This window comes from Bradyrhizobium denitrificans, from assembly GCF_013179005.1.
In the GTDB taxonomy this organism is placed as follows: domain Bacteria; phylum Pseudomonadota; class Alphaproteobacteria; order Rhizobiales; family Xanthobacteraceae; genus Bradyrhizobium; species Bradyrhizobium denitrificans.
In genome coordinates this window covers 164,468-187,308 of record NZ_JABFDP010000006.1, presented here as the reverse complement: position 1 = coordinate 187,308, position 22,841 = coordinate 164,468, and the positions used below count along the sequence as shown (strand labels likewise).

Below are 22,841 nucleotides of genomic sequence, written 5' to 3'. Positions count from 1 at the left end.
GGGAGCGGCGCCATCTGGCGTGCATCGCCGCGGAGAACATCATGGCTGCCATCGACCGCTCACTGGTCGCACATCTGCCGCTGTTTGCCGGCCTCTCCGCCGAGGACCTCACCGAGGTGCTGCGTGAGGCGCGCTCCATCCGGGTACCCCGCAACGCCGCAGTGTTCGAACAGGGCGCGGATGCGACCTCGTTCTTTCTTCTGCTGCACGGCCATGTCCGCGCCAGCAAGACGACGCCGACCGGCGACCAGATCGTGGTGCGCTATGTCGTGCCCGGCGACACATTCGGCGTCGCGCCCGCCATCGGCCTGCAGCATTATCCGGCGACGGCGACCGCCGTCGACGACAGCATCGTGCTGGCCTGGCCATCGGCCGCCTGGCCGCGGCTGGTCGCGCGGTTTCCGTCGTTGGGGGCGAACACGCTCCAGACCGTCGGCCAGCGGCTCCAGGAAACGCATGCCCGCGTGATCGAGATGTCGACACAGCAGGTCGAGCAACGCATCGCACATGCGCTGTTGCGGCTCGCCAATCAGGCGGGCCGCAAGCTCGATCGTGGCGTGCAGATCGATTTTCCGATCAGCCGGCAGGACATCGCCCAGATGACCGGCACGACATTGCACACAGTCAGCCGCATCCTGTCCGGCTGGGAGCAACTCGGGCTGGTCGAAAGCGGGCGTCAGAAGATCGTGCTGCGCGAACCGCACAAGATCGTGCTCCTCGCCGAGCAGAGCGCAGGCGACACGACGGCCTCCCGCCCCTGATCACGTCGCGGCCGACAAGGCCGAGAGGAACAGGTCGGGATCGACGCCATGCTCGCGGCAGGCATCGGCGACATTGTGAAAACAGGCGATCGGGCAGCCGACGCAGCGCATCTGGAATGCGAGGAAGACGCGGATCGTTTCCGGCTTTCGCCGCATGACGTCGTCGACCAATTCATTAAAGGAGATTGGCATGCGTGCCTCCATTCCAAACGAATGGTAGCAGGCATGCCGTTAGTGGTCTTTGTCGCGGCACAACCACCGCGTCTTATCAAGATTAGACGGCGCGGCTGTGCAACTGCTTCGACGCGTCGAGATGAGCATCGAAGGCCGCAGCCACGCTTCGCACCAGGAACCGGGAATGTTCGGTCACGGCGAGCGAACCGCCCCTGAGCTCGACCACGCCGTCAGAGATCAATGACTGCAGGCGCGGCGCAGATTCCAGCATCGCGTCGGCGGCCATGCCGTGACGGGTGCAGATGACATCAAGGTCGACGCCATAGTCGCACATGATGCGCTCGATGATGTCGGCGCGCAGCCGATCATCGTCGGTCAGGCCGTAGCCCTTGACCGTGGCGAGACTGCCGGAGGCGATCTTCTCCTCATAGGCACGCACCTGCGGCGCGTTCTGGATATAGCCTTGCGGCAGTTGGCCGATGGCCGATGCGCCGAAGCCGATCAGGAGGTCGTTGGCGTCGGTCGTGTAGCCCTGGAAATTCCGATGCAGCCTGCCTTCGCGGAAGGCAATGGTCATCGGATCGGCCGGCAGCGCAAAATGATCGAGCCCGATCTGCACGTAGCCTGCGTCCTTCAGCGCTTCGCCGATCACGCAGGCCTGATCGTAGCGTTCCAGACTGTCGGGCAATGCGGTATCCTGGATCTTGCGCTGGTGCGTCTTGAATGACGGCACATGCGCATAGCCGAACACCGAGAGCCGGTCGGGACGCAGTTCGATGGAGCGCCGGACAGTGTCGAGACAGGACGCCACGTTCTGATGCGGCAGCCCATAGATCAGGTCGAAATTGATCCCGGCCACCCCGACCTCGCGCAAACCATGGGTGGCCGCCGCCGTCTGCTCGAAACTCTGCACCCGGTTGATGGCCTTCTGCACCAGCGGATCGAAGCTCTGTACGCCCAGGCTGGCGCGGTTGACTCCGCTGGCGCCGAGCGCGGCGATCATCGCCCGCGTCAGCGTGCGCGGATCGATCTCGATCGCGATCTCGGCGGACGGCAGCACGAAGAAGGAATGACGCAGCGATCCGACCAGATCGACGAAGGACTCCGGCGCCATGATGGTGGGGGTGCCGCCGCCAAAATGGATATGCCCGACCTGGAGCCGCCGGCCGATCTGGCGCGACACCATGTCGATCTCGCAGCGCAGCGCGGATTCATAGACCGCGATCGGCTCGTCGCGCTTGGCGACCATGGTGTTGCAACCGCAATACCAGCACATCGATCGGCAGAACGGCACATGCAGGTACAGCGATGCCGTGGCGGTCGTCGGGATCGCCCGCAGCCACTCCGCATAGGTGGACGGGCCGACCGCCGCCGAGAAATGGGGCGCCGTGGGATAGCTGGTGTAGCGCGGAAGGCGCTCCTGCCCGTAGCATGCCGCAAGATCTGGTCTCATGTCCTGCCTGTCCACCTGGTTGGGACGTCGTTAACGTTGACTGTCATTGGCACGGGGCTGGCGCTGCCGCCTTGAGCCTGCTCAAAGCGGAGCCGGCCAGATCCCCTCAGACTTTCAGTAAATCGCCGGCTTTCATCCTCGACTTTGCGCTTCCTCAAAGTGACCCGGTTATTTCACGGCATCATCCGGTCGTTGCCGATTCGAGGGACCCGCAATGGATGTTCTGGACTTGATGATCCGTATCTTCGCCGTCGTCTCCAACATCCGTGGCCATATCCCTCAATCCGACGGGTTCGATTCCTTCCGAGACGATCAGGCGCCGGTCGGGCTGCTCGGCAATCTCGCGATGTTTCTGACGACCGTCTTCTGCGTCGCGGCCGGACTGGCCTTCGTGACGCTGCTTGCGATCCGCTGGCTCGGCTAGTTCGACAGGACGACCGTCGCGCCGAGACCTGAAAGCATCACGTGCGCCTGACATGGCCGCGCGGACGGCCGCTTCGTTCTTCGGTCTGGCTTCGGATTCAGCAGCCGCGGTCCGGCCCTGGCCTGACACCGATTCCTCAGGCGATCAGGCCGGACATCGCGCGGCGCGCCCCCCTTCTTCTCATACTGCGAATGATATGCGGATGAGCGCAGATCCAACGGATCCGCATGAGGCACTACTCTTCTCGCGATTGCTAAGTTGCTTGTTGCAGCACAAACAAGTCCGGTTCCAACAGGCGCATGCTGATCGCGGCCCACAACAGATCCAAACGAAGGAGCGATCCATGTTGACCCGCCGCACCGCCATGTTCAGTGCAGCCATCGCCGCGATGATGCTTGCGGCTCCCGCTGTTGCCGAAGACCTCAAGCTGCCGCGCCAGAAGGTCGACCTGGTCGCCCCGCCGTTCGTGCATGCGCACGAACAGGCGACCAAGCAGGGCCCGAAGATCATGGAGTTCAAGCTCGTGGTCCAGGAAAAGAAGATGGTGATCGACGAGAAGGGCACCACCTTCCAAGCCATGACCTTCAACGGCTCGATGCCCGGACCGCTGATGGTCGTGCACGAGGGCGACTATGTCGAGCTGACCCTGGTCAACCCGGCCACCAACACGATGCCGCACAACATCGATTTCCATTCCGCAACGGGCGCGCTCGGTGGCGGTGCGCTGACGCTGATCAACCCGGGCGAGCAGGTCGTGTTGCGCTGGAAGGCGACGAGGACCGGCGTGTTCGTCTATCACTGCGCCCCGGGCGGACCGATGATCCCCTGGCATGTGGTCTCCGGCATGAATGGTGCCGTCATGGTGCTGCCGCGCGACGGTCTCAATGACGGCCGAGGTCACGCGCTGCGTTACGATCGCGTCTACTACATCGGCGAGCAGGATCTCTACGTTCCCCGCGACGAGAAGGGCAACTTCAAGTCCTACGATTCCCCCGGCGAAGCCTATACTGACACCGAGGAGGTCATGCGCAAGCTCATCCCGACCCATGTCGTGTTCAACGGCAAGGTCGGTGCGCTCACCGGCAAGAATGCGCTCACCGCCAATGTCGGCGAGAACGTGCTGATCGTGCATTCGCAGGCGAACCGCGACAGCCGTCCGCATCTGATCGGCGGCCATGGCGACTATGTCTGGGAGACCGGCAAATTCTCCAATGCGCCGGAGACCGGGCTCGAAACCTGGTTCATCCGCGGCGGCTCCGCAGGCGCCGCGCTGTACAAATTCCTGCAGCCTGGCATCTACGCCTATGTGACCCACAATCTGATCGAGGCGGCCAATCTCGGCGCAACCGCGCATTTCAAGGTCGAAGGCAAGTGGAACGACGACCTGATGACGCAGGTGAAGGCTCCGGCGGACATCCCGGCCGGTTCAACCAACTGATCAGCTCAGGGGGCCGGCCTGTCCGGCCCCCTCTCGCTTCGATGTGCTGCCATGCTCCTCGCCTTCAAAATCAAGCTCACCCTCGCCTGCATCGTGGGCCTGGCCGGTCCGACGGCCATGGCGCCGATCATCGCCGGGCTGCATAGCCCGGCCGCGAGCCTCGATGGTCCGGCCCTGACCGAGATCGCGCCCGGATCTTTCACCTATCGCGACGCGGGCGACCATGTTCGCAACGGCCGCCCGGCCGAGGCCCCCCTCTCCAGCGTCCGCTTCGAGCGCCCGCTGAGCATCATGACCAACCAGGTCAGCGCGAGCGACTATCAGAGCTGTGTGGACGCCCGCGCATGCCGCGCGCTGGATCGCGACGTTGCCATTGCCATCGATCGCCCGGCCGTCCAGGTCAGCTGGCATGACGCCGTCGCCTATGCCGAATGGCTGTCGCGCAACACCGGGTACACCTATCGCCTGCCCACGGATGCGGAGTGGGCCTACGCCGCCGGCAGCCGCTTCAAGGACGATGGTGTGACGATCGATGCTGCCGATCCGTCGCGGCGCTGGCTCGCCCGTTACGAGCGTGAAGCCACGCTGCCCGACGATCCCAAGACGCGCAGCTTCGGCGGCTTCGGCACCAACGAGCACGGCGTGGCCGACATGGCCGGCAATGTGTGGGAATGGACCTCGACCTGCTTCACGCGCAATGTGCAGGATCAGGCCGGACGCGTCGTCAAGACCGTCAGCAATTGCGGTGTCCGTCTGGCCGAAGGCGCGCACCGGGCCTACGTCACCGACTTCATCCGCGACGCACGCGCCGGCGGCTGCGCGTCGGGCACGCCGCCGAGCAATCTCGGCTTCCGCCTCGTTCGCGAACAACTGCCGTGGAGCCACATGGTCAGACAACGCGCCAGATCGGCCCTCATGTTGTTGCGCTCCTGACGACGAGGCCTGCTGCCCTTTGTCCCGGTCTCGCGCCCGAGACTGGGACAAATGACAGTGACCTCTTATCAACTTTTGGTTGCGAAGAGACGGCTACAAACGTTACAAAATGTTTCGAGCAACGTCGCGTAAGGAGACCAGGAGGCGAGCGTGATTCCTCGACATCCCCCGGTCTTCTTCGCGTCAGACCTGCACGGTTACGGAATCGGCAACACCAGCTGGTTCGATGATATGTCGCCCCGCGCGCTCGCTGGTCGCTGCCTGCTCGATGCGCTGGAATATCTTTGCACGGCCCCCAAATTCGCCGCCAAGGATTGGCAGCTGATCAATGCCAACGCGGCGCGCATCGTCCACCAATGCCTGACCGATCCCGCGCTCGCCCGCCACGACATTGTCGATCGCGTCGCGCCCGCCATCGAGGAGATCTGCGCGGGCATCGTGGCCAGCCGCCAATATTGCATTCCATTCTACGGAGATGATTACTGGGATTGGGCCAGTGTCGTCGACGCACTGTGCGAGGTGCAGAGGGTCTCGCGAACGGCCGCCAAGGTTGCCCGGCGCGAGCTCGATCAGATTCGCCGCACGATCCAGATCCGTGTACCGGGTGAGCTTTCGACCGGGGACACCGCGCATGAATGGTTTGGACCGGCCGTCGCCACGCGCGCCTATCGGTTGCTCGATAAGCGATCGCCGGGCTTCGACGCAGATCTGCGGCACGAACTGCAGGCCCAGGCCCTGGAAAGGATCGAACGCGGCAGATATCGCGGGCGGCAGGTGACGCCCTGGCAGATCGGCTGGCACTACGGCCAGGTCGTCGGTGAGTTCCAGCGCGCAGCCAGCGAACAAGCGGTCGAGCTGGCCGATTTCGCCTGGATGGCCATGCCGCTCGAGCCCGGCAAGCGGGCGCTGGTGCTCGCGCGCGTTCTGCAGGGCGCCTGCGCGGTCAAGGATCGCCGCACCGTGCTGCAGGCGCTCGAAGAGCTCTATCGTTGCGAAACCACTGCCCGTCCGTTTGGTCAGGGCATCATCGGCGCCAGCGTGGTGGCGTCGCTGGACGTGCTCGAAGCGCTGTGGCCGCAGCTCGACCAGCGCGAAAAAGCGAGCCTGAACGCAATGCTCGAGGCGCTGCGCTTTCTGCATGCGAAAGCCAACACGATCGGTTTCCTGGTCGAGCGGCCCGAGGACATCGAGGGCCTCATTCAGGCCATGGGCCAGGGCACGCTGATCGAGCAACGCAATGCGGGACGCGCGATCATCCGGCACCCCTCGTTTCACGCGGTGATCTGCCTCGGACGCTCGATCACGGAGGCCGCGAGCGCGACAGCGCTGGCCGTCGAGGAGCATGGAGCGCGCTGGCTGATCATGCCGGGGCAAGCCCATGCGCTGGGCGAAGCATTGCGGCATGTCAGCGGCGGCCCGCATTTCTCCGGGGCCGGTCCGGGCGCGCTCGTCATCGCGAGCTCGGTGGCGCCGTTCGGCATCAAATCCGAACTTCAGGATGCGTTGAGCGTCGCCGAAGCGCCGTTCAGCGATGGCCGCAGCGCGATCATACCCGCGGACCCAGCGCTTCATCGCCTCGCGCATGATGCGGCCGAAACCATGCTGGACGAGATCGGCCAGTTCTTCGAGGGGCAGACGGTCACGCGCAAGGGGGATTGCAGTGACGACGCCGTTCTGGCCGCGTTCCCCGGAGCGCTGGGTGCAGACGAATCCGCCTATGTGGCCGGACTGATCTGCCTCAGCCGCTCCGTGCCGTTTCTCTCGATCCGGATGCTCGCCGACCGCGCTGGCCACACGCCAGCAGCGATGACGCGCAATGCCGCCTGCCGGCTCGCGGTGAAGATCGCGGAAACATTGGGCCGGCGCATGTAGCGCACGGCGCCCGTCGTGACCTGCAAGGCCAAACCAGCAAAAAGCGGAGAACGCGATCGCGTCTCCGCTTGGTGCCACGCATCAGCGCCAGCGTGCGTCAGGTGTTTTTCAGTGCGACGCGGAATTCGGCTTCGGTCTTGGCCTTGACCTCGTCGAGCGTCACGCCGTCAGCGAGCTCGATCAGGGCCATGCCCTCATCACCGTGCTTGTCGATGGTGAACACCGCAAGGTCGGTGACGACCATATCGACGACGCGTTCGCCGGTCAGCGGCAGCGTGCACGACTTCAGCAGCTTCGGACCGTCCTTGGCGCTGTGCTCCATCACCACGACGACGCGCTTGACGCCGGCGACGAGATCCATCGCGCCGCCCATGCCCTTGACCATCTTGCCGGGGATCATCCAGTTGGCCAGATCGCCGTTCTGCGCGACCTGCATCGCGCCGAGAATAGACAGATCGATATGGCCGCCACGGACCATCGCAAACGAATCGGCCGACGAGAAATAGCTGGTGATCGGCAGCTCGGTGACGGTCTGCTTGCCGGCGTTGATGAGGTCTGGGTCCTCTTCGCCCTCGTAAGGGAACGGACCCATGCCGAGCATGCCGTTCTCGCTCTGCAGCGCCACATCGACGCCGGGCGGGATGTAGTTGGACACCAGCGTCGGAATACCGATGCCGAGATTGACGTAGTAGCCGTCACGCAGTTCCTTGGCGGCGCGCGCCGCCATCTGCTCTCGCGTCCAGGCCATCAGACTTCCTCCCCGGCTGCAGCCGCGGCTTCACGCTTGCGCACGGTGCGCTGCTCGATGCGCTTGAGCGCGGTTCCCACGTGAACGATGCGCTTCACGAAGATCCCGGGCGTGTGAATGTGGTCGGGATCGATCTGGCCGGCCGGCAGCAGATGTTCAACTTCGGCCACCGTCACCTTGGCCGCAGTGGCCATCATCGGATTGAAGTTCCGCGCGGTCTTCCGATAGACGAGATTGCCGGCGGTATCGCCCTTCCACGCATGCACGATCGCGAGATCGGCAAACAGGCCGCGCTCCATCAGATATTTCTCGCCGTCGAATTCGCGCACCTCCTTGCCCTCGGCCACGAGCGTGCCGACGCCTGTCTTGGTGAAGAAGGCCGGGATTCCGGCACCGCCGGCGCGGATGCGCTCGGCCAAAGTGCCCTGCGGGCAGAACTCGAGCTCCAGCTCGCCCGCCAGATATTGCTGTGCGAACAGCTTATTCTCGCCGACATAGGACGAGATCATCTTCCTGATCTGCCGCGTCTCCAGCAATCGGCTGAGGCCGATACCGTCGACGCCGGCATTGTTGGAGATGACGGTGAGATCCTTCACCCCGGAATCGCGGATGGCATCGGACAGGGTTTCGGCGATGCCACAGAGGCCAAACCCGCCGGACATGATCGTCATACCGTCCTTCAGGAGGCCCGCAAGGGCGGATTTGGCGTCCGGATAGACCTTGTTCATACGAGAATAACCTGATGGAATATGGAGGGCGCGCAGATATCGACCGGATTATTAGGCGAAATCTTCGCAATGCGTCAATGACGCCTTCCCAACGCATCCATCCTGCTCTAGCACTCGAATCGGTCGGCGGGTCCGCACTGATCCGGGATCCGGTTTGGGATGTCTGCGCCGCAATCCGGCCACATCAGCGGCGCGGCCTTGAAAGCGTCAAGAAAACGCATCAAGTTGTTGATGTTGGCAAGGGTTTTCGGCGCGCTTTGCCCGTCCACAGCAACCAGCGATCGGATGATCCCAGGACATGTCGGTGACTATGGCTCAAGGAATGAGGCGCCTCGGCACGCCGATTGCGGTGCTGCTCGGCGTCGCGTTTATCGGGCTTTTCGTCAGTTCATGGCTGGTCAACCGCGACGCGTTGCGGCGGGCAGTAGAGACGCAGATCCGCGCCGTGACCGGCCTCGAACTGGTCGTCAAGGGACACATCGATGTCTCGCTGTTTCCGGGCAGCTATGTGTCGTTTCATGACGTGGGCCTGAAGGGCGGCGGCACCGCAGATCCCGCATTGCGCGTCGATGTGCTCACGGCCAATCTCCAGCTGCTGCCGCTGCTGTTGCAGCGGTTCGAGATCGCCGATCTGATGCTGCTGCGGCCGCAGATCAATGTGATCCGCGAGGCCAATGGCAGCAGCAACTGGACGCCCTTCATCGCCACGATCGCACATACGATGCGGCCTGGGCCGGACAGTCAGATGTCGTTCTCCGAGATCCGGATCCAGGACGGCGTGCTGGTTTTCGACGACAACGGCACGCGCTCCCAGGAGCGGCTCGATGACATCGACCTGTCGCTGGCTTGGCCGTCGATTTCGCGCTCTTTCGCGGCCACCGGCCAGTTCGACTGGCGCGGGCAGCGCATTGAAGGCTCGATCAGCGTCAGCGACTTTCTCGCCGCGCTGTCGGGAGACCGCTCTGGACTGAAGATGCGGCTGGCCAGCCCGCCGCTGAAGGTCGCCTTCGACGGGACGGTCGCGAACCGCACCAGCGCCCTGATGGAGGGCACGCTGACGGTGGACAGCCCCTCGCTGCGCGAGGCGTTGCGCTGGACCGGCCAGACGCCGCTCGGCAGCGGCGGCTTCGGCCGCTTCGCGCTGCGCGCGCGCGCCAATGTGGTCGGTGCCTCGATCGCGCTCACCAATGTGAATGTCGAGCTCGACGGCAACACCGCCGAGGGCGTGATGACCTACGCCAATAATGGACGGCAGGCGTTGCAGGCGACGCTCGCCGCCGATGCGCTCGATTTCACACCCTATATTTCCACCGTGCGGCTGCTCGCCAACGGCGCCCGCGACTGGAACCGGCAGCTGTTCGACCTCAAGGCGTTGTCGACGACCGATCTCGATATGCGGCTATCCGCCGCAAAGGTCACCGTCGGCCCTTCGAAGCTCGGGCGGACCGCGTTCGGCGCCAATCTGCGCAACGGCGTGCTCGCGCTCTCGGTCGGCGAAGCGCAGATGTATGGCGGCATCGTGCGCGGCTCGGTCGGCATTGCCCGCGCCGACGCCGTCGCCGACGTCAAGGCCGAGCTGCAATTCGCCGATGTCGATCTGCAGTCCTGCGCCAACGAGCTGTTCGGCGTGTCGTCCATCTCGGGACGCGGCAACCTGAATGTCTCGCTGACGGCGTCCGGGTCGAGCCCGTTCGGGCTGGCGCAATCGCTCGACGGCAGCGCGACATTGCAAGGCCGCGACGGTTCGATCTCCGGCTTCAATGTCGAGCAGCTGCTCAAGCGCCTGGAGCGCAGTCCGCTGTCGCGCGGCGGCAATTTCCGCTCCGGCTCGACGCCCTATGATTCATTGACGGTCGCGGTGAGGTTTTCCGACGGCGTCGCAACGGCCGAGGATATCCGGGTCGAGAGTCCGACCGCGCGGATCACCATGACCGGCACGGCCTCGGTTCCGACCCGCGAATATGACTTCAAGGGCGTTGCAAGCCTGTTGTCGTCAGGCAATGGCGGCAATGGCTTCGAGCTGCCCTTCGTGGTGCAGGGCCCCTGGGAGGATCCGCTCATCTTCCCCGATCCCGAAAGCCTGATCCGCCGCGCCCCTGCGGCCGCGCCGCTGCTCGACGCCGTCAAGGACCGCAAGACGCGAGATGCCATCAACTCGGTGCTCAAGCGGTTCACCGGCGGCGGGCTGTCGTCTGGCCAGCAGGACACCCCTCCGCCGCAGGCTGATGCGCCGGCAGGCAGTCCCGCCAAACAGAACTGATGATGCGTCGGCGCATCCACCAAGCGCTCAGACCCGACCTATGTCTGATATATTACTTCTGGATCGCGTCCGTCCCGTGAGCTAGTCTCCGCCGCAACCGATCAAGCAAGATCGGCGGATCAGGGAGAGACACGTGAAATCCAGGGGAATGGGTGCGCTTTCAATCGCAGTCGCAGCCGCCGGGCTTTTTTGCGCTGCAGCACCAGCCATCGCTCAGGACACTATCACCATCTGGTGGAGCAAGGGCTTCTACAAGTCCGAGGACGATGCGCTGCTCAACGTCGTCAAGAAATTCGAGGCCAAGACCGGCATCAAGGTCGAGCTGTCGCAATACGCGATCCAGGACATGATCCCGAAGACGGTCGCGGCGCTCGACTCGGGCACCGTGCCCGACGTGGCCTATGCCGACACCTACGACGTTCAGGCCCAGGGCAAATGGGCGTATGAAGGCAAGCTCGAGGACCTCACCGACATCCTGGAGCCGATGAAGTCGGCTTTCGCTCCGAACACGATCGAGACTGCCTATCTTTATAACAACGTCACCAAGAAGAAGGCCTATTACGGCTTTCCGCTGAAGCAGCAGAGCATGCATGTCCAGATCTGGGGCGACATGCTGGAGAAGGCCGGCTTCAAACAGAGCGACATCCCGACCAAGTGGGAGGATTACTGGACGTTCTGGTGTGACAAGGTGCAGCCGGGAATCCGCAAGGCCACCGGCCAGCGCATCTATGGTGTCGGCCAGCCGATGGGCGTGGAATCCACCGACTCGTTCCAGTCGTTCTACACCTTCATGGACGCCTACAACGTCAAGCTGGTCGATGACGACGGTAAGCTGCTGGTCGACGATCCCAAGGTCCGCGAGGGCCTCGTCAAGGCGCTGAAGGACTATACCGACACCTACATCAAGGGCTGCACGCCGCCCTCCTCCACGACCTGGAAGGATCCGGACAACAACGTCGCGTTCCATAACAAGACGATCGTGATGACGCACAATTTCACGATCTCGATCGCCGCCAAGTGGTTCGAGGACTCCACCAACCAGGCGCTGACGCCGGAGCAGCGCGCCGCCGGCAAGAAGGCCTATGAGGAGGACATCATCACCGCGTCCTTCCCCAACAAGCCCGACGGCACGCCGATCAAGTATCGCTCCGACGTCAAGACCGGCCTGATCTTCAGCAACGCGAAGAACAAGGCGCAGGCCAAGGAGTTCATCAAGTTCCTGATGCAGGAAGAGAATCTCGGCCCCTATGTCGAGGGCGCGCTGGGCCGCTGGTTCCCGGTGACATCAGCCGGCCAGAAGAGCCCGTTCTGGCAAGCCGACCGCCATCGCAAGGCCGTCTACACCCAGTTCACCGGCGGCACGACGCCTTTCGACTTCACCAAGAACTACAAGTTCACGATTCTCAACAACGAGAACGTCTGGGCGAAGGCGATGAACCGCGTGGTCAGCGAGAAGGTGCCGGTCGAGAAGGCCGTCGACGAGCTGATCGCGCGTTTGAAGGAGGTCGCAGGCTAGTCTGTCGCGACGCGATGCACTAGCTTGAGATCCTGACACCGACAATACCGGCCGGCCGCAGCTCTGCGGCCGGTTCGGTGATAGGCGGGAACAGACGACCCGGGACAAAACGACCATGGCGATCACGCTCTCAGCTTCCGATTCCGCGCTCGCGGAGGCGCCGCGCCCGGTGCTGCTGACACCGTCACAGGTGTGGGGCATCGTGATGCTCGCACCCTACCTGCTCATCTTCATCGCCTTCGTCGTCTACCCCGTCGGCTACGGCCTGTGGCTGGCGCGCGATCCGGCCAGCTATGTCGCGCTATTCAACGATCCCATCTTCGCGCGTGCCGCCGTCAACACGCTGATCTTCCTCCTGGTCGGCATCAATCTGAAGATGGTGATCGCGCTATTCCTGTCCGGCTTCTTCATTCAGCAGCGCGGCTGGATCAAATGGCTGTCGGTCATCTTCATCCTGCCCTGGGCCGTGCCGTCGATCCCGACCATCCTGTCGGTGCGCTTCATGCTCAATCCCGAATGGGGCATGGTCAACCATTTGATCTTCAACCTTACCGGCGATGACGGCCCGAACTGGCTGAACGACCCGACGATCGCGCTCTCGATGGCAATCGGCATGCATATCTGGAAGTCGCTGCCGTTCTGGACCCTGATCCTGATCACCGGGCGGCTGGCGATCTCGCAGGACCTGTTCGAGGCCGCCGAGGTCGACGGCGCCACCTGGTGGCAGAAGTTCCGCTACATCACCTGGCCGTCGATGCAGACGCTCTACATCACCTGCACGCTGCTCTCGATGATCTGGACGCTCGGCGACTTCAACAGTGTCTATCTCTTAACCGGCGGCGGCCCGGCCGATCTGACCCACGTGCTGTCGACGCTCGGCATCCGTTATCTGCGGCTCGATCAGCTCAGTCTCGCGATGGCCTCGATCGTCTGCGCGATGCCGCTGGTGCTCCCCCTGGTCTATTTCATGATGAAGCGGTTGTCGCGATGAAGCTTCCCACCCTCCGCGAAGTCGGCACCGAGGCCCGGCTGCTGCTGATCGGCATTCCCGTCTTCATCTGGACGATGATCCCGATCTATCACATGTTCCTGTTCGCGATCTCGCCGAAGGAGGACGCGTTCTCCGGCAAGCTGTGGCCGGATCATCCGACCCTGCACAATTTCTCGATTGTGTTTCACCAGCAGCATTATTTCCTGCGCGACTTCTGGGTGCAGTTCGGCAACTCCGTCGTGATCGCCGTCGCGGTGGGCGCGCTGACCCTGATCATCGCCACCTGCGCGGCCTACGCCATCTCGCGCCTGCGCGTGCCCGGCAGCCGCGTGGTGATGAATCTCGCGCTGTTCACCTATTTCATTCCGGCCGCATTCCTCGCCGTGCCGATGTATCGCACCATGGGCAAATACGGCCTGCTCAACAATGACTGGTCGCTGATCCTGGCGATGGTCACGATCGCCTCACCCTATGCGATCTGGGTGCTGAAGCAGGCCTCGGACAAGCTGCCGGTCGAACTGGACGAGGCCGCCGTGATGGACGGCGCGAGCCCGCTGCAAATCTTCCGCCTGGTCTATGTGCCGCTGATGATGCCGTCGCTGGTCGCGATCGGCACCTATGCCGTGCTGTTGGCCTGGAACGAATATCTCTACGCCTTCCTGCTGCTCTCCAACGACAAGGCGATCACCTTGCCGGTGGCGCTCGGCAACTTCCTCGCCGCCGACGATTCGCCGTGGGAACTCCTGATGACCACGGGCTTCATCTACGCGCTGCCGCCGGCTGCGGTCTATTATGCCTTCAAGCGCTACATGGTCGGCGGGCTGACCGCGGGCGCCGTGAAGTCGTGATCCCTTGATGCGCGTCGGATTTCGCCAGGGCCATATCGCGGATGCCTCGCGGCCGAACTGGGATGGCGACGGGCCGCGTCCGATCGACTGGTTCGCCTGGTATCCGGCCCCGGACGATGCGACCGAAGCAGCGCTTCCGGTCGCGCCATGGCCTGAAGGATGGTTCGCAGCGGGACCGGCGGCTTTGGATGCGCCGCTCGCCGCGGATGGTCCGTATCCGCTCGTCGTGTATTCGCACGGCACCGGCTGCAACGGTCTGCAGTTCGAATGGCTGGCGCGGGAACTGGCGGCCCACGGGTTCGTCGCGGTTGCGGTCAATCATCATGGCAACAGCAATGCCGCGCCGTATCGCGCGGAGGCCTTTCTCTGCTCGTGGGAACGCCCGCGCGACATCTCGCTGCTGATCGACCACATCGTCGCGCATCCCGCCTTCGCCGGCCGTATCGACGCAGATCGCCTGTTCGCGGTCGGCTATTCACTGGGCGGCGTCACGGCCACCGCCCTGCTCGGCGCCATCATGATCCGCTCGCCGTTCGAGCCTGGCGCCAATCTCGGCCGCGGGCCGCGCGAATTTCCCGACCTCGTCGATCACCTGCCGCGCCTGATGGCGGAGAGCCAGATCTTCCGCGACTCCTGGGCGCGCATGTCCGCCTCCTGCCACGATCCGCGCATCAAGGCGGCGCTGCTGCTGGCGCCGGGACGCTCGGTGCAGGGCTTTTCCGAGGACAGCGTCGCTGCGATCAACGTGCCGACGCACATCATGGCCGGCGGCGCCGATGCGCTGCTGCCGGCCGCGCGCTGGCTACAAGAGCGGCTGGGCGATAGCACATTCGATATTATCGCCGACGATGCCGGCCATTACGTGTTCCTGCCGGAAAGCACCGAACTCGGCCGCAGCTCCGATCCCGCCAGCTGCGTCGATCCGCCGTCGGTCGATCGCGGCACGATCCACCGCACAGTCGTCGCCGCGGCGTTGAAGTTGTTCTCGGCGTGAACACTGACGCAGCATTCTTGGTCATCGCGATCGGCGGTCGCAATGACCGAGCAAGGCGCCACAACCTCAGCTGTCATGCCCGTGCAGGCGGGCATCCAGTGCGCCGCGGCCTCTCGGCGGACTCACGGGCTTCTCGGAGTACTGGACCGCCCGGTCACGCCGGGCGATGACAGCTGTGATGGGGCGCCCCGTTGAGCCACCGTCGTCAGTGCGCTCGCAAGGACGGCCGCTACAGCGGAGCTGCACTCTCGCCGCGGTCGCTCGACAGTTTTGAAGCCAACGACGCCACGACGATCACGACGGCAATCAGCCCGATCACCAAGGTGCAGATCGCATTGATCTCGGGCTTCACCCCGAGCCGGACCTCCGAATAGATCCGGATCGGCAAGGTTGCCGAGCCGGGCCCGGTGGTGAAGCTCGCGATCACGAGATCGTCGAGCGACAGCGTGAAGGCGAGCATCCAGCCCGCCACCACTGCCGGCGCGATCAGCGGCAGGGTCACCAACACGAACGCCCGCAGCGGATCGCAGCCGAGATCCATGGCGGCCTCCTCCAGGCTGCGGTCCAGCGAGACCAGCCGAGACTGCACGACCACGGCGACGAAGCACATCGTCAAGGTGGTGTGGGCGATGGTCACCGTCCAGAAGCCGCGCTCCGCCTCCAGCGCCACGAACAGCAACAGCAGCGACAGGCCGGTGATCACCTCCGGCATCACCAGCGGCGCGTACAGCATGCCGGAGAACAGCATGCGGCCGCGAAAGCCCTGGCCGCGCGACAGCGCGACAGCCGCGAGCGTGCCCAACACCGTCGCCGCGGTCGCGGAGGTCGCGCCGACACGCAGGCTCATCCAGGCCGCATCGATCATCGCGCGGTCGTTGAAGAACTCGTGATACCAGCGCAACGACCAGCCGCCCCACACCGTGACCAGGCGCGAGGCATTGAACGAATAGATCACCAGGATCAGGATCGGCAGATACAGGAAAGCGAGCCCGAGCGTCAGCGAGGCGACGTTGAAGCGCGACAGGCGGGACGGCCGTGCCGTGATCGCGCTCATCTGCCCTCCTCCAGTTGCCGGCGCTGCAGCCGGTCGTAGAGCAGGAGCGGGATCAGCAGCACCGCCAGGAGCACGACGGCGATGCTCGACGCCACCGGCCAGTCCTTGTTGGTGAAGAACTCCAGCCACAGGGTCTGACCGATCATCAGCGATCTGGATCCCGCGAGCAGGTCTGGAATGACGAATTCGCCGACGATCGGGATGAAGCACAGCAGGCTGCCCGCGCCGACGCCCGGCAATGACAGCGGAAACGTCACCAGCCAGAAGGTTTCGCGCGGCGAGGCGCCGAGGTCGGCGGCCGCCTCTTCCAGCGCCGGCTCCAACTTGGTCAAGGTCGCAAACAGCGGCAGGATCATGAACGGCAGATAGGAATAGACGATGCCGACATACATCGCGCTGTCGGTCGACAGCCACACCACCGGCGCCGACACCAGATGCAGCGCGAGCAGGATCTGGTTCAACAATCCGTCATGCTGCAGGATGTTGACCCAGGCATAGATGCGGATCAGGAACGAGGTCCAGAACGGCACGATGACCAGCATCATCGCGATGCCCTGCCACCGCTTCGGCAGTCGCGCCATGCCATAGGCGATCGGATAGCCGATCAGGAGCAGGATCGCCGTCGAGGTCGCAGCGACAACGACGCTACGCAGATAGGACGCGAGATACAGATCGTCCGACAGCAGCAGGCGGAAATTGTCCAGCGACAGCCCTGCGAGAGCGTCCGACAGCGCCGACAATCCACCGGCCAGCGAGAACACCGGCGTATAAGGCGGCTGCGCGATGGCCGTCTGCGACAGGCTGATCTTCGCGACGAAGGCGAACGGCACCAGGAAGAACAGCACCATCCAGACATAGGGCACGATCGCGCCAAAGCGCGCCGGGCGGGAGAAGATGCGGCGCGCGCTCATCGCTCAAGCACCACGCAATCATCCGGCGTGAACCAGGCCACCACGCGCTGGTTCACCCCATAGCCTTCGGCGTCGAGCCGCGCGGTGTTGGCCTGCGCGGCGTGAAGCACGGCGCCACCGTCGAGCCTGATCTTGTACACGGTCTTGCCGCCGAGATAGCTCGCATCCGTAATGACGCCTTCGACCCGGTTGAGCGCGGCCGCCGCCGCCGCCGCATCGGCGGCCGGTCCGCGGAGCGCCAGGCGGATCTTCTCCGGCCGGATGGCCACGGCGACCTTGGTCTCGGCGACCGGCGCGACCGGCTGCGCCACCACCAGCTCGCCCGCAGTTGAGGTCGCGACCCGGAGCCGGAGCGCCTCGCGCGCAGTCACCTCGCCCTCGAACAGATTGATGTCGCCGACGAACTCCGCGACCCAGCGCGAGGCCGGCTCCTCATAGAGACGGCGTGGCACGGCGACCTGTTCGAGCTGGCCCGCCTTCATCACGCCGATCCGGCTCGCCACCGTCATCGCCTCCTCCTGATCATGGGTGACGATGATGAAGGTCATGCCGAGCTTGCGCTGCAGCTCCATCAGTTCGAACTGCGTGCTCTCGCGCAGCTTCTTGTCCAGCGCGGCCATCGGCTCGTCGAGCAGCAGCACCTTCGGCCGGCGGGCCAATGAGCGTGCCAGCGCGACGCGCTGCTTCTGACCGCCCGAGAGCTGATCGGGCTTGCGCTTCTCGAGGCCCTCAAGCCGGACCAGCGCCACCATCTCCGCAACGCGGCTGGCGATCTCGCCGCGCGGCATGCCGGCCCGCTTCAAGCCGAAGGCGATGTTGTCGCGCACGTTGAGATGCGGAAACAACGCGTAGTTCTGGAACATCATGTTGACGGGACGCTGATGCGGCAGCACCGGCGCGATGTCCTCGCCCGACAGCAGGATGCGGCCCTCATCCGGCGTCTCGAAGCCGGCCAGCATGCGCAACAGCGTGGTCTTGCCGCAGCCGCTCGGACCGAGCAGCGCGAAGAACTCGCCCGCCCGGATGTCGAGCGAGACGCCGTCGACGGCCCGAAAGCTGCCGAAGGTCTTGACCACGTTCTCGATCCGCAGGATCGGCGGCTGGGGATCAGGGCGCGGGACCGGCGACGATGGTGGCGCCGGCTCGGCAGCAGGCTCGGAGGTCGCGATGTCGTCAGCCATGATCCGTTCAAATCACCCCTGCCGGCCCGAACGGCACGGCGAGGGCAAGCTAGCCGCCGATGGCCTGCAGCTCAACCGCACGGGCCGGACTATCCCCGTCCACCTCATGCGGAGGCATCGTGCTCTGGTCACGGGCTGCCGCGGCCATGAAGGCTGCAAGCGCCTCCTGTTCGGCGGCGCCGAGGGTCAGGCCGAGCTTGGTCCGCCGCCACAGCACGTCGTCAGGAAAGCGGGCCCATTCCTTGGTCATGAGATAGCGGACCTCGGCCTCCGTCAGCTGCGATCCGAACGCGCGGCCCAGCTCGGCCCTGCTGCTGGCGTCCCCCAGGACGTCGGCGAGCCGTGTGCCGTAGGCGCCTGCCAGGCGCCTTGCCTCGGCTTCGCTGAGGAACCGCCAACGCTCGCGGACGTCGTCCACCAGATCGTCGAACCGGTTCCAATCGAAATCACCGCCGGGCAAAGGCGCGCCAGCGGTCCAGCGCGGCGACATCGGATAGAAGGTCGCGAGCCGGTTGATCGCCTGCTCGGCGCGCCGCCGGGCGGTGGTGACGTCGCCGCCGCACATCGTCAGCAGCGGCGCCTGGGTCCGGCTGGCCTCGAGGCTCACGACGGTCTCCAACCGCTCACCGCCGGCGGCGCGCAGCATCATGTTGGCTCCGGAGACCGTCCGCACCACGTCGACAGGCTGAATGTCGGAGCGGAAATAGCGGTTGGCGGCCCGGCAGAGATAGGCGACGTCAGGCGCCGGCATCGCCACCACCGCCGGATCGCCCTTGAACTCATGGGCGACCGTGCCGATCAGGGTGAAGTCCCGCTCATAGGGCTGGGCGAAGATCAGCCTGCCGTCATGGTTCTGGAAGACGTAGACCGCGTCGACATCGAACAGCCGGGGCACCACGATCTGACTGATCTGCCGCGCGACGACCCGCGGCGGCGGCTGACGCAGCACGGTCTCCGCCGTCGAGACGCTCCACGCGCCGGTCGCGTTGGCAAGGGCCCGGGACGTGACGATCCGCCGATGGCCGCGGTCGATGATCGCCAGCCGCCAGATGCGGTCGCGGTCGGCCCGCACGCAACGGGCACCGGTCCGGATCGCGGCGCCACGCTCGGCCGCGTCCAGCGCCGTCAGCACCACCAATCGGGAATCGTCGACCACGCAATCGGAATAGGCGAACGCCGTTCCGATCGGGCGCTTCAGCGCGTCGCCGATCGGATGATGCGTCACGTCCAGCGTCGTCGCGGCGGGCAACCGCTTGCGAGCCGCGAGCCGGTCGTAGAGCCACAATCCGGTGCGCAGCTGCCAGGTCGGACGCTCCTCGGCATGGGCGGGAATGGCGAAGCGGATCGGGCGCACCAGATGCGGCGCGATCCTGAGCCAGACGTCGCGTTCGGCAAGAGCGGCGCGCACGCGCAACACGCGGCGGCGCTCCAAGCTGGCGAGATCACCATGCACCAGCCGCGAGCTGGCGGAGGAGGCTGCGCTGCCGAGGTCGCCCTGCTCGACCAGAATGACGCGCAAGCCGCGGCCGACCGCGTCCCGCGCCAGGCTGACGCCGTTCAGACCTCCGCCGATGATTGCAAGATCATAGTCCGCCATACGCAACGTCTTCGAGCGTGTCAGGACATGCGATCCTAAGCCCGCATCGATGATTCTCGTAGCCGCGACGCGGACGACTCAGCGGATATATTCGTGCTGTTGCGCGATCGCCTCTGGCCGCAATCCTACGGTCATCCGGTCTTGCGAACCGCCGTGATGGCGTCGACATGCGCGCGGCCGACGATGCCGTCATATTTGTCGATCGGCAATGGCTTGCCCAGCAGATAGCCTTGAACGGAATCGCAGCCCTGCTCGGCGAGGAAGCCGAGTTGCTCCGGCGTCTCGACGCCTTCGGCCACGATCGACATGTTCATGCCGTGACCAAGCCCGATCACCGCACGGATGATCGCCGCGGATTGCGGATTGCGGCCGAGATTCATGACAAAGGCGCGATCGATCTTGATCTTGTCAAACGGGAAGGCCTGCAGATAGCTCAGCGACGAGTAGCCGCTGCCAAAATCGTCCATCGAGACGCGAACACCGAGCGCCTTCAACCGGCGCAGCAGCGCGACGCCGCGGTCGAAATCCTCGATCAGCACGCCCTCGGTGATTTCGAGCTCGAGCCGGCCGGGCGACAGCCCCGTCTCCAGCAGGATGGAGTGGACCAGAGCGACGAGATCGCCATGGACGAACTGGGCGGGCGACAGGTTGACCGCGACCTGCAGCGGCTTTGGCCAGGACGCCGCCTCGCGGCAGGCCTCACGCAGGATCCACTCGCCCATCTCGACGATCATTCCGCTCTCTTCCGCAAGCGGGATGAAGTCGCTGGGCGGCACGAAGCCACGCACGGGGTGGTGCCAGCGGGCCAGCGCCTCGAAACCGATGATCTCGCTGCAATCCACGGTCCGGCCGGAGCTCGCCTGCGGCTGGAAGTACAGTGACAGTTCGCCGTTCTTGATCGCGACCGACAGCTCCTGATGCAGAACGCGGCGGTCGCGGATCTGCTGGTCCATCTCGGGTTCGTAAAAGGTGATGCTGCCACGCGACCTGGCCTTGGCGCGGAACAGGGCTGCACCGGCATTCGCGAGCAGCGAGGCCGGATCCGGGCCGTTATGCGGGAACACCGAGATGCCGGTCGTCAGCGCGGTGCGAATTGATTTGCCTTCGATCTGAAATTCGACGGCGATGGCTGCGGCCAATTGTTCAGCGAGCGCCCTGCCTGTCTCCGGTTGCTTGCCGTCGATGATCAAGCCGAACTCGTCGCCGGAGAGCCGTGCAACCACGCCGCCTCTTGCCACGGTGTGCACGCGGCGAGCGACTTCGATCAGCAGCTTGTCACCGATGGCGTGGCCGAACACATCATTGACGTCCTTCAGCCCCTTGAGATCGACATTCAAGACGGCGAATTCCTCGCCGGTATCCGCGCAAGCTTCGATCATCTGGCTCAAGGCCTGGAGGAACGCCGCGCGGTTCGGCAGGTCGGTGAGGCCGTCATGATAGGCCATATGCGCCATCCGCGATTCGGTCTGGCGCCGGTCGGTCACGTCCTCATAGGTCTTGATCAGATATTGCGGCTCGCCACCGTCGCCGAGCACGGTCGCCCGCCGGGTCAGGAACAGGCGCAGGCCGTCCTTGGTCGAGATCGGATGTTCCTCGGTCAAAACCCCGCGCTTCTTGATGGCGGCTTCGTCGCGCGCCATGATCAGCCTGGCCTCGCGCGGATTGAAGATGTCGGCCGTGGTCAGGCCGGTTGCATCCTCCCGCTTGCGGTTGAGGATGATCTCCGCGCTGCGGTTGGCGAGCAGGTAGCGGCCATCGCCGGCGCTCTCGACGATCAGCGAGACCGGGATGTTGTCGACGATGAGCTCCAGGAACTTCTTGGTGCTTTCCAGCTCCTGGCTGAGCGAGCGCCGCTCGGTCGCATCATCGAACAAGGCGATGAGGAACTGCGGTTCGTTCTTGTCATTGCGCGCGACGACCCGGTGGGATTCCAGGATTCGTTTCTCGTCGCCGCGCTGGACCACGAGCTCGCTGCGATAGGTGGTGCCCGGCGCCAGCATCGCTGCGCGGTCGGCTTGCGTGATGTTGGCGGCGGTCTCCTCGCCGAACAGGTCGCCGGGGCGCTTTCCAATGATCCGGTCCCGCGACACCCGCGCGAACCGCTCGAAGGCGCGGTTGGCGAAAATGTAACGGCCGTCCTCGATGTTCTTGGCGACAACGCAGGCCGGGACCTGATCCACCACCGATTCGAGGAACTGCTTGGTCGAGGCGAGCTCGTCCTCCAGCCGGCGCTGCACCGTGCAGTCCTCGTGGATGCCGATCGATCCCCCGGTCGGCAGCCGGAAGATCTTCGCGCGGACCGCGCGTCCGTCGGGCAGGTCCGTCAGACACCCGTCCGGCTCGCGCGCCTTCCGGGCGTAGTCCTCGACCGATAGCGCGAGCAGGCCGCGCTGACGCCGAAGCTCGACAAGATCTCGCCCGGTACAGCCGGGCGGGATGTCCGCCCTGGTCATGCCGTAGATCTCGAGAAACCGACGGTTATAGAAGACGACGCGATTGGCGGAGTCCGTCAGCATCAGACCCTGGCTGAGATTGTTCAGCGCGGAGCTGACGAAGGCGTTACGGCGCAGTTGCGCACGCTTGGTTCGCCGCAAGCTCGAATGGATCCAGATCACCACCGAGGCGAGAAAGGCGCAGACCACGATTCCGGCGATCAGCACCTTCCAGAGCACGTCGGGCTCGACGACCCCCACAAAGCTGCTGGGCGAGAAATCGGCCGGAGCGGCCCAGGCACACGCCGGCGATGCAGCTTCCAACGCGGCCATGACGGCCATCGCGGCCGCAACGACACGCGCAGGAAACGCATTTCTGCTGCTCGCCTGCCAATTCTTGCCAGCCATCGATCACCCGCGGTATTCGGATGGCATAATCTGGCTTCACGTGTTGGGATCGGGTAAACGGCTTTGGCAAACTTCGAAAAAGGCGAAGCAAATTCGGTCAATGATCTCCCATGATGAA

The 22,841-nt window shown here is 64.7% G+C and carries 19 protein-coding genes; 10 read left to right on the top strand and 9 right to left on the bottom strand.

Annotated features, from left to right (window positions below; all coding sequences use genetic code 11):
- Positions 1 to 41 precede the first annotated feature (41 nt).
- On the top strand, positions 42 to 761 hold the full coding sequence (locus tag HL671_RS08260; protein WP_172236101.1) for a Crp/Fnr family transcriptional regulator: 720 nt from the start codon (positions 42 to 44) through the stop codon (positions 759 to 761).
- Here HL671_RS08260 and HL671_RS08255 read toward each other — a convergent pair whose 3' ends face one another.
- Positions 762 to 953, bottom strand: a complete 192-nt coding sequence (locus HL671_RS08255) for a DUF1858 domain-containing protein (RefSeq protein ID WP_041751716.1) — start codon at positions 951 to 953, stop codon at positions 762 to 764. It lies immediately after the preceding gene.
- 82 nt (positions 954 to 1,035) lie between these two features.
- Entirely contained in the window at positions 1,036 to 2,388 is a 1,353-nt protein-coding gene (gene hemN, locus HL671_RS08250; protein ID WP_172236100.1) for an oxygen-independent coproporphyrinogen III oxidase, read from the bottom strand.
- Positions 2,389 to 2,602: 214 nt separating this feature from the next.
- On the opposite strand from hemN, the gene HL671_RS08245 reads away from it, so the two are divergent.
- The 4 genes from HL671_RS08245 (at position 2,603) to HL671_RS08230 (ending at position 7,055) form a co-directional block, all read left to right on the top strand.
- Positions 2,603 to 2,812, top strand: a complete 210-nt coding sequence (locus HL671_RS08245) for a hypothetical protein (RefSeq protein WP_012046648.1) — start codon at positions 2,603 to 2,605, stop codon at positions 2,810 to 2,812.
- 343 nt (positions 2,813 to 3,155) lie between these two features.
- A complete protein-coding gene (gene nirK / locus HL671_RS08240; protein WP_012046649.1) occupies positions 3,156 to 4,250 on the top strand; it encodes a copper-containing nitrite reductase in 1,095 nt (364 codons plus the stop codon).
- A 51-nt stretch (positions 4,251 to 4,301) separates the two neighbouring features.
- Positions 4,302 to 5,183 carry an SUMF1/EgtB/PvdO family nonheme iron enzyme gene (locus HL671_RS08235; protein ID WP_172236099.1) on the top strand — a complete coding sequence of 294 codons (882 nt, stop codon included), beginning with the start codon at positions 4,302 to 4,304 and terminating at the stop codon, positions 5,181 to 5,183.
- Between the two features lie 150 nt (positions 5,184 to 5,333).
- Entirely contained in the window at positions 5,334 to 7,055 is a 1,722-nt protein-coding gene (locus HL671_RS08230) for a nucleoside phosphorylase-I family protein (protein ID WP_012046651.1), read from the top strand.
- Between the two features lie 97 nt (positions 7,056 to 7,152).
- Here the strand turns inward: HL671_RS08230 and HL671_RS08225 are convergent, their stop codons facing one another.
- Positions 7,153 to 7,803 (bottom strand): CoA transferase subunit B, encoded by a 651-nt coding sequence (locus HL671_RS08225; protein ID WP_041751029.1) that lies wholly within the window; start codon positions 7,801 to 7,803, stop codon positions 7,153 to 7,155.
- A complete protein-coding gene (locus tag HL671_RS08220; protein ID WP_012046653.1) occupies positions 7,803 to 8,531 on the bottom strand; it encodes a CoA transferase subunit A in 729 nt (242 codons plus the stop codon). The genes HL671_RS08225 and HL671_RS08220 overlap by 1 nt, the downstream gene beginning before the upstream one ends.
- Positions 8,532 to 8,841: 310 nt before the next feature.
- Here HL671_RS08220 and HL671_RS08215 point away from each other — a divergent pair, with 310 nt between their 5' ends.
- The 5 genes from HL671_RS08215 (at position 8,842) to HL671_RS08195 (ending at position 15,140) form a co-directional block, all read left to right on the top strand.
- The gene (locus HL671_RS08215) at positions 8,842 to 10,791 is read left to right on the top strand and encodes an AsmA family protein (RefSeq protein ID WP_172236149.1); all 1,950 of its coding nucleotides are present in this window, start codon (positions 8,842 to 8,844) and stop codon (positions 10,789 to 10,791) included.
- Between the two features lie 133 nt (positions 10,792 to 10,924).
- Complete coding sequence (locus HL671_RS08210; RefSeq protein WP_172236098.1) at positions 10,925 to 12,307, top strand: ABC transporter substrate-binding protein; 1,383 nt, start codon at positions 10,925 to 10,927, stop codon at positions 12,305 to 12,307.
- 115 nt (positions 12,308 to 12,422) lie between these two features.
- Complete coding sequence (locus tag HL671_RS08205; protein WP_012046656.1) at positions 12,423 to 13,298, top strand: carbohydrate ABC transporter permease; 876 nt, start codon at positions 12,423 to 12,425, stop codon at positions 13,296 to 13,298.
- Positions 13,295 to 14,146 (top strand): carbohydrate ABC transporter permease, encoded by an 852-nt coding sequence (locus tag HL671_RS08200; RefSeq protein WP_012046657.1) that lies wholly within the window; start codon positions 13,295 to 13,297, stop codon positions 14,144 to 14,146. The genes HL671_RS08205 and HL671_RS08200 overlap by 4 nt, the downstream gene beginning before the upstream one ends.
- Before the next feature lie 7 nt (positions 14,147 to 14,153).
- Positions 14,154 to 15,140, top strand: a complete 987-nt coding sequence (locus HL671_RS08195) for an alpha/beta hydrolase family protein (protein WP_172236097.1) — start codon at positions 14,154 to 14,156, stop codon at positions 15,138 to 15,140.
- A 229-nt stretch (positions 15,141 to 15,369) separates the two neighbouring features.
- Here HL671_RS08195 and HL671_RS08190 read toward each other — a convergent pair whose 3' ends face one another.
- From HL671_RS08190 to HL671_RS08170, 5 genes are all read right to left on the bottom strand, one after another.
- Positions 15,370 to 16,194, bottom strand: a complete 825-nt coding sequence (locus HL671_RS08190) for an ABC transporter permease (protein ID WP_172236096.1) — start codon at positions 16,192 to 16,194, stop codon at positions 15,370 to 15,372.
- Positions 16,191 to 17,105: an ABC transporter permease gene (locus HL671_RS08185; RefSeq protein WP_172236095.1), complete on the bottom strand. Its 915-nt coding sequence runs from the start codon at positions 17,103 to 17,105 to the stop codon at positions 16,191 to 16,193. The genes HL671_RS08190 and HL671_RS08185 overlap by 4 nt, the downstream gene beginning before the upstream one ends.
- Positions 17,102 to 18,286: an ABC transporter ATP-binding protein gene (locus HL671_RS08180; protein ID WP_172236094.1), complete on the bottom strand. Its 1,185-nt coding sequence runs from the start codon at positions 18,284 to 18,286 to the stop codon at positions 17,102 to 17,104. The genes HL671_RS08185 and HL671_RS08180 overlap by 4 nt, the downstream gene beginning before the upstream one ends.
- 49 nt (positions 18,287 to 18,335) lie before the next feature.
- Positions 18,336 to 19,883 (bottom strand): glycerol-3-phosphate dehydrogenase, encoded by a 1,548-nt coding sequence (locus HL671_RS08175; RefSeq protein WP_172236093.1) that lies wholly within the window; start codon positions 19,881 to 19,883, stop codon positions 18,336 to 18,338.
- A 131-nt stretch (positions 19,884 to 20,014) separates the two neighbouring features.
- Positions 20,015 to 22,723, bottom strand: a complete 2,709-nt coding sequence (locus tag HL671_RS08170) for a sensor domain-containing protein (RefSeq protein WP_012046663.1) — start codon at positions 22,721 to 22,723, stop codon at positions 20,015 to 20,017.
- Positions 22,724 to 22,841: the final 118 nt, after the last annotated feature.

Coding starts and splice junctions, on each gene's coding strand:
- HL671_RS08225 (WP_041751029.1), bottom strand. CDS start 7,803: ATGGCCTGGACGCGAGAGCAGATGGCGGCGCGCGCCGCCAAGGAACTG.
- HL671_RS08185 (WP_172236095.1), bottom strand. CDS start 17,105: ATGAGCGCGCGCCGCATCTTCTCCCGCCCGGCGCGCTTTGGCGCGATC.
- HL671_RS08220 (WP_012046653.1), bottom strand. CDS start 8,531: ATGAACAAGGTCTATCCGGACGCCAAATCCGCCCTTGCGGGCCTCCTG.
- HL671_RS08235 (WP_172236099.1), top strand. CDS start 4,302: ATGCTCCTCGCCTTCAAAATCAAGCTCACCCTCGCCTGCATCGTGGGC.
- HL671_RS08195 (WP_172236097.1), top strand. CDS start 14,154: ATGCGCGTCGGATTTCGCCAGGGCCATATCGCGGATGCCTCGCGGCCG.
- HL671_RS08255 (WP_041751716.1), bottom strand. CDS start 953: ATGCCAATCTCCTTTAATGAATTGGTCGACGACGTCATGCGGCGAAAG.
- HL671_RS08190 (WP_172236096.1), bottom strand. CDS start 16,194: ATGAGCGCGATCACGGCACGGCCGTCCCGCCTGTCGCGCTTCAACGTC.
- HL671_RS08260 (WP_172236101.1), top strand. CDS start 42: ATGGCTGCCATCGACCGCTCACTGGTCGCACATCTGCCGCTGTTTGCC.
- nirK (WP_012046649.1), top strand. CDS start 3,156: ATGTTGACCCGCCGCACCGCCATGTTCAGTGCAGCCATCGCCGCGATG.
- HL671_RS08175 (WP_172236093.1), bottom strand. CDS start 19,883: ATGGCGGACTATGATCTTGCAATCATCGGCGGAGGTCTGAACGGCGTC.
- HL671_RS08205 (WP_012046656.1), top strand. CDS start 12,423: ATGGCGATCACGCTCTCAGCTTCCGATTCCGCGCTCGCGGAGGCGCCG.
- HL671_RS08245 (WP_012046648.1), top strand. CDS start 2,603: ATGGATGTTCTGGACTTGATGATCCGTATCTTCGCCGTCGTCTCCAAC.
- hemN (WP_172236100.1), bottom strand. CDS start 2,388: ATGAGACCAGATCTTGCGGCATGCTACGGGCAGGAGCGCCTTCCGCGC.
- HL671_RS08170 (WP_012046663.1), bottom strand. CDS start 22,723: ATGGCTGGCAAGAATTGGCAGGCGAGCAGCAGAAATGCGTTTCCTGCG.
- HL671_RS08200 (WP_012046657.1), top strand. CDS start 13,295: ATGAAGCTTCCCACCCTCCGCGAAGTCGGCACCGAGGCCCGGCTGCTG.
- HL671_RS08180 (WP_172236094.1), bottom strand. CDS start 18,286: ATGGCTGACGACATCGCGACCTCCGAGCCTGCTGCCGAGCCGGCGCCA.
- HL671_RS08215 (WP_172236149.1), top strand. CDS start 8,842: ATGGCTCAAGGAATGAGGCGCCTCGGCACGCCGATTGCGGTGCTGCTC.